Annotated in this window: 8 protein-coding genes; 2 read left to right on the top strand and 6 right to left on the bottom strand. The window is 70.8% G+C overall.

The genetic code is table 11. The features are described from left to right. A partial coding sequence (gene tmk / locus AB0C12_RS22760) for a dTMP kinase (RefSeq protein WP_360551939.1) occupies positions 1–2,311 on the bottom strand: 2,311 nt, incomplete at its 3' end. 245 nt (positions 2,312–2,556) lie between these two features. On the opposite strand from tmk, the gene AB0C12_RS22755 reads away from it, so the two are divergent. Beyond that, the gene (locus tag AB0C12_RS22755; RefSeq protein WP_360550970.1) at positions 2,557–3,762 is read left to right on the top strand and encodes an amino acid deaminase/aldolase; all 1,206 of its coding nucleotides are present in this window, start codon (positions 2,557–2,559) and stop codon (positions 3,760–3,762) included. Position 3,763: 1 nt separating this feature from the next. Here the strand turns inward: AB0C12_RS22755 and AB0C12_RS22750 are convergent, their stop codons facing one another. Beyond that, positions 3,764–4,393, bottom strand: a complete 630-nt coding sequence (locus tag AB0C12_RS22750; RefSeq protein WP_360550968.1) for a TetR family transcriptional regulator — start codon at positions 4,391–4,393, stop codon at positions 3,764–3,766. Positions 4,394–4,530: 137 nt separating this feature from the next. Between AB0C12_RS22750 and AB0C12_RS22745 the strand changes: the two genes are divergently transcribed. Next, positions 4,531–5,820, top strand: coding sequence for a D-arabinono-1,4-lactone oxidase (locus tag AB0C12_RS22745; protein ID WP_360550966.1), 1,290 nt, complete (start codon positions 4,531–4,533; stop codon positions 5,818–5,820). Positions 5,821–6,397: 577 nt separating this feature from the next. Here AB0C12_RS22745 and topA read toward each other — a convergent pair. From topA to AB0C12_RS22725, 4 genes are all read right to left on the bottom strand, one after another. Then, positions 6,398–9,226: a type I DNA topoisomerase gene (gene topA / locus AB0C12_RS22740; RefSeq protein ID WP_360550964.1), complete on the bottom strand. Its 2,829-nt coding sequence runs from the start codon at positions 9,224–9,226 to the stop codon at positions 6,398–6,400. A gap of 198 nt (positions 9,227–9,424) precedes the next feature. Continuing rightward, a complete protein-coding gene (locus AB0C12_RS22735; RefSeq protein WP_360550962.1) occupies positions 9,425–10,285 on the bottom strand; it encodes a hypothetical protein in 861 nt (286 codons plus the stop codon). A 33-nt stretch (positions 10,286–10,318) separates the two neighbouring features. After that, on the bottom strand, positions 10,319–10,849 hold the full coding sequence (locus tag AB0C12_RS22730) for a hypothetical protein (RefSeq protein WP_360550960.1): 531 nt from the start codon (positions 10,847–10,849) through the stop codon (positions 10,319–10,321). 74 nt (positions 10,850–10,923) lie between these two features. After that, positions 10,924–13,290 (bottom strand): sodium-translocating pyrophosphatase, encoded by a 2,367-nt coding sequence (locus AB0C12_RS22725; protein WP_360550958.1) that lies wholly within the window; start codon positions 13,288–13,290, stop codon positions 10,924–10,926. Positions 13,291–13,476: the final 186 nt, after the last annotated feature.

Below are 13,476 nucleotides of genomic sequence, written 5' to 3'. Positions count from 1 at the left end.
GGTCATCCGACGCGGGCCGGGACACCATCACGGTCGCGTTCGGGTCGTCCGGCGTGGACCGCGGTAAGGCCATGGTCGCGTCGGCAGGCAGGGCCATCGTGTCGTCCGGGCCCGCGCCCGGGCGGATCACCATCGTGTCGTCCGGGCCGGCGACCGAGGCCGGCCGGACCACGATCGTCTCGTCCGAGCCGCTCGTCGCCACCGCGCCCGACCCCGTGCGCATCACCAGCGTCTCGTCGGGTCCCGCGTGCGGCGGGACCACCATCGTGTCCGCCAGGTCCGGCGCGTTCAGGTCCGGGCCCGGCGGCACCGCGGTCGACGCCGGGTCCGGGTGGCTGTCGTCGCCTTCGGTGAGCATCGCGTTGAGCCGGGTCGCGACCGCGTCGGCGATCTCGTCCGCCGGGCGGGCCGCGTCCAGCACCAGGTAGCGCTTCGGGTCCGCCGAGGCCAGGTCGAGGAAGGCGTAGCGGACGCGTTCGTGGAAGGACCGGGACTCGCTCTCCAGCCGGTCGGTGCCGAGGCCACGCTTGTCGACCCGGCCCAGCCCCACGGTCGGGTCGACGTCGAGCAGCACCACCAGGTCCGGCTTGAGACCGCCGGTCGCCCAGGAGGACAGCCAGGAGATCTCCTGGACCGGCAACGTGCGACCGGCCCCCTGGTACGCCAGCGACGAGTCCACGTACCGGTCGCTGATCACCACCGCGCCGCGGCCCAGCGCCGGGCGCACGACGGTGGCCACGTGGTGGGCCCGGTCGGCGGCGTAGAGCAGCGCCTCGGCGCGCGGCGACGGCGCGTCGGCGCCCTCGCCGTTGGACAGCACCAGGCTGCGGATCCGCGCGCCCATGTCCGTCGCGCCCGGTTCGCGGGTCACCACCACGTCGTGCCCGGCCTCGATCAGGGCCTCCGACAGGCGGGTGACCTGCGTCGACTTGCCCGCGCCCTCGCCACCTTCGAAGACCACGAAGATGCCGTGCCGGGTGAAGTCCTCGCCTGGTGACAGCGGGCGGCCACGGATCGAGCTCCACAGGTCGGCCAGCACCGGTACGCCGCGCTTGTCGTCCATCTGGCGGAACGCACTGATCCCGGTCCAGACGCCGATGACGCCGGCGACCAGCAGCAGGATGCGGGTGGAGGAGATGTCGACCGAGAGGCTGCCGGCCGAGATGGTGCGGGAGCTGCCCAGGCCGACCAGGACACCGGCCAGCGAGATGGCCAGCAGCAGGACGAGCCGGGCGCCGATCTGCACGACGGCGAAGACCCGGCCGCGTACCTCGTCGTTGACCTGGCCGCCGAGCAGGGTGACGCCGGCCAGGAACGCCATGCCGGCGCCCGCGCCCACGAACAGCGCACCGAAGAGCGCCATGGACAGGTGGAACGCCACGGACAGGAAGCCGACCGCGCCGCTGGCCAGCACGATGCTCATGCCGAACCAGCGGCGCCGGGACAGCTCCTTGACGATCATCGGGCCGAGGCCGATGCCGGCCGCCAGGCCGATGAACAGGGTGGCGAAGAGCAGGTAGAACGCGGCGTCGCCGGCGCCCAGCGAGGCGGTGAAGAACCGGGCGGTGCCGATGACGATGCCCGCGCCGGCGAACGCGCCGAAGATGCCGAGCACCAGGCCGCGGACGAACGGGGTGCCGCCGATGTACTTCCAGCCCTCGACGAACTGGCGGAACATCGACGTCTCGGCGTTCTTCTCCTTGCGTTCGCGGTGGCCCTCGCTGATCTCCTTGATGCCGAAGAAGACGACGGCGGCCGTGGCGGCCCGGGAGAAGGCGTTGATCCAGAGCGCGATCTGCACCGGCTCGGCCCAGTCCGGCAGGCCGCCGATCGGGCCGCGGACGACACCGTCGAGGGCGGCGAGCGCGAGGGCGGCCAGGATCGGGGTGATGCCGTACGTGGTGATCAGCGTGAGCTGGTTGGAGACCTCGAGGCGGCCCTTGGGGATCAGGTTGGGGACCGCGGCCTCCTTGGCCGGGATCCACATCAGGGTGACCGTCTCGCCGATGAAGGTGGCGATGACCGCCCAGGTGACGATGAGGCCACCGGAGTCGCTGAGCAGGGCGACGACCGGGATCGAGCCGTACACGAAGAAGCGCAGGACGTCGCAGATGACCATGGTGTAGCGCCGGTCGAACCGGTCGGCCATGACGCCGGCGATCGGGCCGAGCAGCAGCGCCGGGAGCAGCCGGATCGCGATCGTGCTGCTGAACGCGCTGCCCTGCGCGACGCTGCCGGTGACCTGCTGGGAGGCGAACAGCGCGGTGGCCAGGGTGCCGATCCAGTCGCCGAACGAGGCCACGCTGAGCACGAGCCAGAGCCGCCGGAACGGGCGGATCCGCAGCACGGAACGCAGCGCCGCCGCCCCGGAGAGGTCCACCGGGGGGCTGGCCTCCTTGCGCGCCGAGCTCGTTTCGGTGTCGATGGCCCTACCTCCCCGTGGTCATTGCTCGAAGCACTCTAACGGGCGCCCCTGACAGACCGCGGGAACGCTCATTCGGGTGGCGCAAAAATGAAGGTGTTTCGCATAAGGCCGGGACCCGTTAAGTTGCCGTTGTGATCGTCGAACGCAGTGCGCTGCAGAAACGCCTGGACCGTGCCACCGACGGCCTGGAGACGCCGCTGGCGGTGGTGGATCTGGCCGCCTTCGACGCCAACGCCGCCGCGCTGTCGGCCCGGTCCAGCGGCAAGCCGATCCGGGTCGCCAGCAAGTCGGTCCGGGTCCGGGCCCTGCTCGACCGGGTGCTGGCCCGCCCCGGCTGGTCCGGCGTGATGGCGTACACCCTGCCGGAGGCGATCTGGCTGGTGCGCAGTGGTGTCACGGACGACGTGCTGGTGGCGTACCCCAGCGTCGACCGGACCGCGATCGCCCAGCTGGCCGCCGACCCGCAGCTGGCCGCCGCCATCACGATCATGGTCGACCATCCCGACCACCTGGACGTGGTCGATGCCGTCGTGGCGCCGGGCCGGCGGCCCGACGTGCGGATCTGTCTGGAACTCGACGCCTCCTGGCGGCCCGCCGGACCGCTGCACATCGGCGTCCGCCGCTCCCCCGTGCACTCCGCGGCCCAGGCCGGATCCCTCGCCGCCCGGCTGGTCAAGCGGCCGGGCTTCCGCCTGGTCGCGATGATGTCCTACGAGGCGCACATCGCCGGGCTCGGCGACGCCCCGCCCGGTCAGGCCCTGCGGGCCCGCGCCATCCGGATGATGCAGCGCCGGTCGCTGCCGGAGCTGCTGCGCCGCCGGCTGGCCGCGGTCCGGGCGGTACGCGAGCACGCCGACCTGGAATTCGTGAACGGCGGTGGCACCGGCAGCATGGCGCTGACCGCCGCCGACCCGTCGGTGACCGAGGTCGCTGCCGGCTCGGGCCTGTTCGGACCCACCCTGTTCGACGGCTACCGCGCCTGGCAGCCGACCCCGGCGGCGTTCTTCGCGCTGTCGGTGGTCCGCCGGCCGGGCCCGCGGATCGCGACCGTGCTCGGCGGCGGCTGGATCGCCTCCGGGCCGACCGGACCGTCCCGCCAGCCCACCCCGTGGCTGCCCGAGGGCCTGCACATGCGCGGCGACGAGGGCGCCGGCGAGGTGCAGACGCCGTTGCTGGGCGCCGCGGCGGAGAACCTGCGGCCGGGCGACCGGGTGTGGTTCCGCCACGCCAAGGCCGGCGAGCTGTGTGAGCACGTCAACGAGGTGCACCTCGTCGACGGCGACACGGCCGCGCCGACCCCGACGTACCGGGGAGAGGGGTATGCGTTCCTCGGTTGACTCAGGCGGGCACGTGCCGGTGCAGATACTCCCTGATCAGCGCCTTGGCCTCGGTCAGCACGGCCTCGTCGCCGGTCAGGTCGCGCCGGAACGCCAGCTTGATCAGCGCGTCCGACGCCTCCACCGCGATGAGCAGGGCGAAGCGCAGCCGCGCCCGGTCCATCAGCTGGAACTGCTCCACCAGCAGCTCGGCCAGCCGGTCGGCGATGACCGCGTTGTTGTCGCGTTCGGCGTCGAGCAGGTGCAGGTCCACCACGTCGCCGAAGTGCAGCGTCCGGAAGCCCGGGACGCTGCGGTGCATGTGGATGTAGGCGTCTATCGCCGCGTCCACGCCGTCCCACCAGTGGGCGAACGTCTCGTTGGCGAAGCGTGCCGACAGCGACTGCAGGTACGCGTCCATGTTGCGCATGGCGAGGGCCTGGACGATGGCCCGCTTGTCGGGGAAGAACTGGTAGACCGAGCCGATGGCGACCTCGGCCCGCTCGGCGAGCAGGGTCGTGGTCAGGCCCTCGTACCCGACCTCGTCCACCAGCTCCGCGCAGGCGTCGAGCATGCGCTGGACCCGGGCAACGCTTCTGCCCTGCACCGGAACCCGCCGCAGCGGTCCGGTGGTGACGGTTGGTGTCGACACGCGTCGCCACTCCCTCTCAGCAGTGATAATGGGAACGTTACTCGGATCAACGAGCGAGATGCATCGACGGGACGCCGGGGACACGCGGCATTCCCGGTTTTGTGCGACTGTCCGCTCGTCGGGAGGACAAAGCCGGAATGACTATGTCTCTGCACTGGCGTAACTGGGGCGGTAACCAGCACTCCGTGGCCGCCGAGGTCCTGACCCCTGGCACTGTCGACGAGGTGGCCGCCCTCGTCAAGGAGGCGTCCGCCACCGGACACAAAGTCAAGGCGGTCGGCAGCGGGCACTCGTTCACCGCGATCGCGGTGGCCGACGACCGGCGGCTGCTGCTGCACCGGCTCAGCGAGCTGATCGCGGTCGACGGCGACCTGGTCACGGTGCAGGCGGGCATGCCGCTGCACCGGCTCAACCGGCTCCTGGCTGAGCACGGCCTGGCGATGCCCAATCTGGGCGATATCGACCAGCAGACGGTCGCCGGGGCCATCTCCACCGGTACGCATGGCAGTGGTCAAGCCCACTCCACGCTCGCCTCGTGCGTCGAGGCGGTCACCCTGGTCACCGGTACGGGCGAAGTGCAGCGCATCGATGCGAGCTCGCCCCTGTTCCCCGCGGCCCGCCTGGGCATCGGGGCGCTGGGCGTCCTCGTCGAGGTGACGCTGCGCTGCGTGCCGGCGTTCGTGCTGCTGGCCGACGAACGGCCGATGGCCCTGTCCGAGGTGCTCGCGAGCCTGGACGAGGGCATCGCCACCAACGACCACCTCGAGTTCTACTGGTACCCGTACACGGACCGGGCCCAGCTCAAGCGCAACAACAAGGTGCCGGTGTCGGACCGGCCGCTGTCGGCGTTCCGGGGCTGGCTGGACGATGAGCTGCTGGCCAACACGGTCTTCCAGGCCGCCTGCCGGCTGGGCCGGGCTGTCCCGGCGACCGTGCCGGGCATCAGCGCCGTCGCTGCTCGTGCGCTGACCGCCCGCACGTACACGGACCGCTCCGACCGGGTCTTCTGCACACCGCGCCGGGTCCGGTTCACCGAGATGGAGTACGAGATCCCCCGGGAGTGTCTGGGCGAGGCGCTGGGGGCGCTGCCCCGGATCATCGAGGCTCTGCCGTTCAAGGTGCAGTTCCCGGTCGAGGTGCGGTTCACCGGCCCGGACGACATCTGGCTGTCGCACGGCTACGGGCGCGACTCGGCGTACATCGCGGTGCACCAGTTCAGCGGCAGCCCGTACGAGCCGTACTTCCGGGCGTTCGAGGCGGTGTGCGAGCCGCTGGGCGGACGGCCGCACTGGGGCAAGATGCACTACCGCGACGCGGAATCGCTGCGCCGGGCCTACCCGAAGTTCGACGACTTCGTGGCAGTCCGCGACCAGCTCGACCCGGCCCGCACCTTCACCAACGCCTACCTGGACCGCGTCCTCGGCTAGTTATCCACAGGCTTGTCCACAGGCAGGCGACGTCCGGCACGCTGGCCCGGTGAATTCAGTGTCTCCGTGGCACAGGCCGTCGGGCTGACCTCCCGCAAGGCGGTGCGTCACCGACTCGCGACCGGCCGCCGGCAGCAACCGACGCGGTCGGTGCTCGTCACGCACAGCGGCCCGATCTCTGCCGACGAGCGCCGATAAATCGCCGTGCTCGCCGCCGGTCAGCAGACGATGCTGGCCGGGGTCAGCGCAGCGCAAGCCGGCGGTTTGCGCGGATACGAGGAGCGCATCCACGTGCTCGTGCCGGCCGGTCGCCGACCTCCCGGCCGCCCACCGGACGTCGTCGTGCACCGCACCACTCACCCGGCTGAGGCCATCGGTGAGCCTCCACGCACCCGGATGCCACGGTCCGTGGTCGACGCGGCCGCATGGGCGCGCACCGATGATCAGGCGCGGGCTGTGGTCGCCGCCGCCTTCCAGCAGCTTGCCGCAACCCGCCCGCCAAGTGGTCCGGCGGGACGCCTCAGGCCGGCGGCGCCAAGGAGTGGCCCTCCTGAGGGCCACTTCTTACCGAGGTCCGCTATTCCGCGTTGGCAGTCGCTCTGGCGGGGGCGGTCTTCTTGGCGGCTGGGGAGGAGTTGGTGGCACGTTTGGCGGGGGTGGCCTTCTTGGCGGCGGCCTTTTTGGCGGGTGCCTTTTTGGCGGCAGCCTTCTTGGCGGGGGTGGCGTCGGAGGAGGCGGCTGCCGCCTTCTTGGCCGGCGCCTTCTTGGCCGCTGCCTTCTTCTTGGGGGCGGGTCCCTTGGCGCGCTTCTCGGCGAGCATCTCGGAGGCCTGCTGGACGGTCAGCTCTTCCGGCGTCTGGCCGCGGCGCAGCGACGCGTTGAACTCGCCGTCCGTCACGTACGGGCCGAAGCGGCCTTCCTTGATCACCATCGGCTTGTCGGTGGCCGGGTCGTTGCCCATCTCGCGCAGAGGCGGCGCGGCGGCCCGGCGCTGGCGGGTCTTCGGGGCGGCGAGCAGGGCCAGCGCCTCGTCCAGCGTCACGGTGAAGAGCTTGTCCTCGCTCTCCAGCGAGCGGAAGTCGTCACCGCGCTTCACGTACGGCCCGTAGCGACCGTTGGCCGCGACGATCTCCGCGCCCTCGGGGTCCTTGCCGACGGTGCGGGGCAGCTCCAGCAGCCGCAGGGCCTGCTCGAGGGTGAGGGTGTCCGGCGTCTGGGACTTGAACAGGCTGGACTTCTTCTCGCCGCTCTGCACGTACGGGCCGAAGCGACCCGACTTGAGCGTCACGGACTCGCCGGTGGCCGGGTCGTCGCCCAGGCTGCGCTCGCCGCCACCACCCAGGTACAGCTCGTTGACCTTCTCGACGGTCAGCTCGTCCGGGGCGACGCCCTCGGGGATCGACACCCGGTCCTCGGGCGCCTCCTCGGTGGCGTCGGGCAGGGCCCGCTGCAGGTACGGCCCGTAGCGGCCGACGCGGACCACCACGTTGCGGCCGGCGTCGTCGGTGAACAGCGGGATCGAGTTGACCGCGCGGGCGTCGATGTCGCTGAGGTTCTCGGTGACCATCTTCTTCAGGCCGCCGGCCTTGGCGATCGAGTCGTCCGCGCCCAGGTCGCTGCCGAAGTAGAAGGAGGTGAGGAAGTCCAGGGCCGCGTGGTCGCCGCCGGCGATGTCGTCGAGCTGGGTCTCCATCGCGGCGGTGAAGTTGTAGTCGACCAGCCGCGGGTAGTGGCCCTCGAGCAGGCCGATGACCGCGAACGCGATGAACGACGGGATCAGCGCCTGGCCGCGCTTGTCCACGTACCCCCGGTCCTGGATCGTCCGCATGATCGACTCGTAGGTCGACGGGCGGCCGATGCCCAGCTCTTCCAGGGCCTTGACCAGCGACGCCTCGGTGTAGCGGGCGGGCGGCGAGGTGTGGTGACCGATCGCGTTGAGCTCCTCGGCCGTCAGCGGCTGGTCCTTGACCAGGTTCGGCAGGCGGCGCTCGGCGTCCTCAGCCTCGGCGTTCTCGTCGTCGGACGACTCGACGTAGGCGCGCAGGAAGCCCGGGTCGGTGATGGTCTTGCCGCTGGCCCCGAAGTCGACCTCTTCACCGGCGGTGGAGATCGCGCGGATGCGCACCGAGACGGAGTTGCCGACGGCGTCGGTCATCTGCGACGCGACCGTACGGCGCCAGATCAGCTCGTAGAGCTTGAACTCGTCGGTGGACAGCTCGTTGGCGACCTCGCCAGGGGTACGGAAGTTGTCCCCCGCGGGGCGGATCGCCTCGTGCGCCTCCTGCGCGTTCTTGACCTTGCCGGTGTAACGGCGGGGCTGCGGCGGCACGTTGTTGGCCCCGTACAGCTCGGCGATCTGGCGGCGGGCCGCGCTGATCGCGGTCTCGGAGAGGTTCACCGAGTCCGTACGCATGTAGGTGATGTAGCCGTTCTCGTACAGCCGCTGGGCCGTGCGCATGGTCTGCGACGAGGAGAAGCGCATCTTGCGGGCGGCTTCCTGCTGCAGCGTCGAGGTGATGAACGGCGCGTACGGCTTGCGCCGGTACGGCTTCTCCTCCACCCGGGTGACCGTGAACGGGCGGTCCTCGAGACGCGCCGCGAGCCCGCGGGCCCCGTCGCCGTCCAGGTGGACCACGCCGGCGCCGGGCTTGACCTGGCCGGTGGTCGGCTCGAAGTCACGGCCGGTGGCGATCCGGTCGCCGTCCAGGGCGATCAGGGTGGCCGAGAACGACTTGGTGCCCTCGGTCCTGCCCTGCACGGACAGCAGAGCGTTGATGTCCCAGTACTCCGCGGTGCGGAACGCCATCCGCTGGCGCTCCCGCTCGACCACGATCCGGGTCGCCACGGACTGGACGCGCCCGGCGGACAGGCGGGGCATCACCTTCTTCCACAGGACGGGGCTGACCTCGTACCCGTAGAGCCGGTCCAGGATGCGCCGGGCCTCCTGCGCGTCGACCAGGTCCTTGTCGATCTCGCGGGGGTTGGCCACCGCGGCCTGGATGGCCGCCTTGGTGATCTCGTGGAAGACCATCCGCTTGATCGGGACCTTGGGCTTGATCGTCTCGACCAGGTGCCAGGCGATGGCCTCGCCCTCGCGGTCCTCATCGGTGGCGAGCAGGATCTCGTCGACCTCTTTGGCCAGCTTGGTCAGCTTGGCGATCTGGGCCTTGCGGTCCTGTGAGACCACGTAGAGCGCGTGGAAGCCGTTGTCGACGTCGACGCCGAGCCGCGCCCACGACTCGCCCTTGTACTTGGCGGGCACGTCGGCGGCGTTCTTCGGCAGGTCCCGGACATGACCGAAGGAGGCCTCGACAAAATAGTCGGGCCCCAGATAGCCGGCGATCGTCTTGGCCTTCGACGGGGACTCGACGATGACCAGACGGGTCGTCCTGGCTTTCTCCGGCACGGCACTCCCACACTTCTCGATCGATCGGCGGACCGTCGCGGACGACGGACACGCGGACGTTCAACGTAACGCGCCGGACGAGCAGGCATTCCCCGGGCAACGGAGAAGTCGGATGGTAACGGTCCGGCCACCGCATGCGTCCGACGGCGACACCGTACACCGCGAACATGGCGTCGTGTCGGACACAATCACCGAAGGTCAACCGGCGGCGGCGCCCGGCCACAGCCTTTCGGGGGCCGCGGCGGGCCGTTCGCCGACCAGCTCGGCGAGCCGGGCGAGACGCCTGCGACCTGCGATGACGTACGCCGGACCGGCCTGGATGGTGCCGGCCAGACCGACCCGGGTCAGCGCGGCGTCCGCGGCTTTGTCAAGAAAGCCGTCGGGATCCAGACCGAGCGCGTAGCCCTCGGGCCGCGGCGACCCGGCCGCGGCGACCCACAGCCGCAGCTGCGATCCGGTCAGGAAGAGCCGGTCGGCCGGCGGTGGCCAGGCCCGGGCGAGCGGGTCCAGCCGGCTGCTGTAAGCGGTCCGGACCTCGAAAGAGACGGTACGGGGCTCCGCGTTCTCCTTCTTATCTACCGTCGCGGCTTCGGCGGCCTCGGGCTCGTCACCGGTCGCGCCCTCGTCGTCGGCTGCGGCCGGTTCGTCGGCCGGCTCGGCGGGCTCCTCGACGGCCGCCAGGGTCAGCTCCACCGGCTCGGCCGTGAGTTCCGCCACGTGATCGTCGACGCCGTCGGTCGTCACCGGCGCCCAGGTGACCACCAGCCCCCGGGAGACCAGCTCCTCGACCAGCACGTGCACCCGCCAGGCGGCGTCCACCCGGACCGCCACTCTGGCCGTACCGCCCATCCGGCCCAGCCGCCCGGGACCGGTGAGCAGCCCGGCCAGGTCGGCCAGCGACGGATCGGCCGCCTCCACCCCGAAGATCGACAATTGTCGCCCGGCCGGCACCGTCAGCGCCGCGCGGCGCCGGACCTTCGGCGCGGCCGGGACCCGGGCGTCCGGAACCGGCGCGGGCAGCACCTCACGCGGGATCAGCGGCCACCCGGGCTCGGTCATGGTCAGCGGCGCTCCGTCATCAGCAGGTGCCCGTCAGCGGCATTCCGGCGCCTCGTCGAACGCCTTCTTCAGCTCTGCCGAGTCGAGCCGGCTGGTGTCCAGCTCACTCTGCTTGTATTCGACGTTGAGGGTCTCCACCACGGAGCCGACCTTGGTGTAGAAGTCCTTCGACGGGCTGGTGGCCAGCGCCGCGATGCCGCTCTTGGCCCGCCCGTACGCGTCGCGCATCGCGCTCAGCGAGGCGGTGAAGCTGTCGGCGACCTCTTTGCCCTGCTCGACGTCCGGTACGCCGGCCTTCCGCACGCCGGCCCGGGCCTTCTCACTGGCCGACTCGGCCCCGCCGAAGAGCCGGGTCAGGTTTTCCTTGGCCTGCGCCGGGGTGGTCTCGGCGGTCATCTGCTGCTGGGTGCGGGTCGCCAGGGTGCCGATCTCGGAACGCCAGGGCGCGAGCACCGTGCAGACCGAGGCGGCCCAGGCGCGGGGCGCGGGACCGCCCGCGCAACCACCCAGTGTCACGACGAACGAGAGAACAAGCAGTAAGGGTGTGGTGCGGGCCGTGCGCATGGATTGCAGCGTACGGCCAACCTCCGACAGAGGGCACCCGGCGAGTGCCGGGTGCCCTCTCCGTCGTGCTGGGATCAGGCGCTGATCCGCTCCGACTTGGTCTCCGTGGTCGGGCTGGGCTCGCCCATGGAGATCGGCTTGCGCTTGCTCCAGACCACCGCACCGGCCACGATCAGGGCCGCGACCACCGCGAGGATGATCCGGACCGGGTCGTTGGCGTCGGTGCCGATGCTCAGGGTCACCACGGCCGGGGCGATCAGCAGCGACACCAGGTTCATGACCTTGAGCAGCGGGTTGATGGCCGGACCGGCGGTGTCCTTGAACGGGTCACCCACCGTGTCGCCGATGACCGTGGCCGCGTGCGCCTCGGAGCCCTTGCCCCCGTACGCACCGTCCTCGACCAGCTTCTTGGCGTTGTCCCAGGCGCCACCCGAGTTGGCCAGGAAGACGGCCATCAGGGTGCCCGCGCCGATCGCACCGGCCAGGTAGGAGGCCAGCGCGCCGGCGCCCAGGCCGAAGCCCACCGCGATCGGCGCCAGGATGGCGAGCAGACCGGGAGTGAGCAGCTCACGCTGGGCGTCCCGGGTGCAGATGTCGACGACCTTGCCGTACTCGGGGCGCTGGGTGCGCTCCATGATGCCCGGGAACTCGCGGAACTGGCGGCGTACCTCCATCACGACCGCGCCCGCCGAGCGAGACACGGCGTTGATGGCCAGGCCGGAGAAGAGGAACACCACCGCGGCGCCGATCAGCAGGCCGACCAGGTTGCGCGGGTCCGAGATGTTCAGCAGGCCGAGGATCCGGGCGCCGATCTGGTCGGCCGGGATGCCCGCGTCGGCCAGCGACGACTGCAGGGTGTTGGTGTACGACCCGAACAGCGCCGTCGCGGCCAGTACGGCCGTGGCGATCGCGATGCCCTTGGTGATCGCCTTGGTGGTGTTGCCGACCGCGTCGAGCTCGGTCAGGATCCGCGCGCCGTTCTCGTCGATGTCGCCGGACATCTCCGCGATGCCCTGCGCGTTGTCCGAGATCGGGCCGAAGGTGTCCATCGCGACGATGACGCCGACCGTGGTGAGCAGGCCGGTGCCGGCCAGCGCGACCGCGAACAGCGACAGCGTGATCGAGGTGCCGCCGAGCAGGTACGCGCCGAAGACGCCCGCGCCGATGAGCAGCGCCGAGTAGACGGCCGACTCGAGGCCGACGCTGATACCGGCGAGCACGACGGTGGCCGCACCGGTCTGCGACGACTTGCCGATGTCCTGCACCGGGCGCTTCTCGGTCTCGGTGAAGTAGCCGGTCAGCGCCTGGATGGCGGCGGCCAGCACGATGCCGATGACGACGGCGCCGATGGCGACGAACTGCGGGTTGCGACCGCTCTCGATCACGCCCTGGTCGATGCCCGCGTCGGCGCCGAAGCCCGCGAAGGTGTCCGGCAGGTAGACGAAGCTGACGATCGCCACGATGACCGCGGACAGCACGGCCGAGATGTAGAAGGCGCGGTTGATGGCCGTCAGGCCGTTCTTGTCCGACGCGCGGAGCCGGGTGATGAAGACGCCGACGATGGCGATGACCACGCCGACCGTGGAGACGATCAGCGGGAAGATCAGGCCGTCCTGGCCGAACGCGGCCTGGCCCAGGATCAGCGCCGCGACCAGCGTCACCGCGTACGACTCGAAGAGGTCCGCGGCCATGCCGGCGCAGTCACCGACGTTGTCGCCGACGTTGTCCGCGATGGTCGCGGGGTTACGCGCGTCGTCCTCCGGGATGCCCTGCTCGACCTTGCCGACCAGGTCGGCGCCGACGTCGGCGGCCTTGGTGAAGATGCCGCCGCCGACCCGCATGAACATGGCGAGCAGCGCGGCGCCGAAGCCGAAGCCCTCGAGCACGGTCGGGGCGTCGCTGCGGTAGATCAGCACGACCAGCGCGCCACCGAACAGGCCCAGGCCCACGGTGAGGAAGCCGACCACGCCACCGGTGCGGAACGCGATACCCATCGCCTTCTCGCGGCCACCGGCCTCGCCGGCCGCCGCGGCGACCCGCAGGTTGGCCCGGGTGGCCAGGGCCATGCCCGCGCCGCCGATGAACGAGCTGAACACCGCACCGACGATGAAGAACAGCGACCGGCCGACCTTGACGGCAGTCTCACTGTCGGTGTTGTGCACCGGCAGCAGGAACAGCAGCACGACCGCGATGACGACGAAAATGGCGAGGGTCTTGAACTGCCGGAACAGGTAGGCCGAAGCGCCTTCCTGGACCGCCCCCGCGATCTCTTGCATGTTGGTGGTGCCGCGGCCCGCGGAAAGCACCGACTTGACGAAGACAGCCGCGAAGGCCAGCGCCACCAGCGCGAAAACGATCGCGACGATGACGAACGTGACGTTCGAACTGTCGAGCGACCCCCCGCTGCTTTCCGCAGCGAGGGTTATGGAGGTCCCGGACATCAATGTCCTCCTGTACACCGACCGCACCCGGGCAGCGGACGAAACCGCCGGGCGCACTCCCTGCTCTAGGAGACGACAACCTGGTCCCGCGGACGCGGAACCAGGGAGCAGTAGCTGATTACCGGCGTACTGTAGCGGCCGAACGTGGTGATGGTCACACCTGGATCCGGCCGTGTCAGGGTGATG

Origin of the sequence: Actinoplanes sp. NPDC048967 (genome assembly GCF_040649415.1) — a bacterium.
Classification (GTDB): domain Bacteria; phylum Actinomycetota; class Actinomycetes; order Mycobacteriales; family Micromonosporaceae; genus Actinoplanes.
This window is presented reverse-complemented; position numbering and strand designations above follow the sequence as displayed.

Bases quoted from the DNA above. Each gene is read 5' to 3' on its own strand.
- AB0C12_RS22745 (WP_360550966.1), top strand. From the start codon at position 4,531: ATGACTATGTCTCTGCACTGGCGTAACTGGGGCGGTAACCAGCACTCC.
- AB0C12_RS22735 (WP_360550962.1), bottom strand. From the start codon at position 10,285: ATGACCGAGCCCGGGTGGCCGCTGATCCCGCGTGAGGTGCTGCCCGCG.
- AB0C12_RS22730 (WP_360550960.1), bottom strand. From the start codon at position 10,849: ATGCGCACGGCCCGCACCACACCCTTACTGCTTGTTCTCTCGTTCGTC.
- AB0C12_RS22725 (WP_360550958.1), bottom strand. From the start codon at position 13,290: ATGTCCGGGACCTCCATAACCCTCGCTGCGGAAAGCAGCGGGGGGTCG.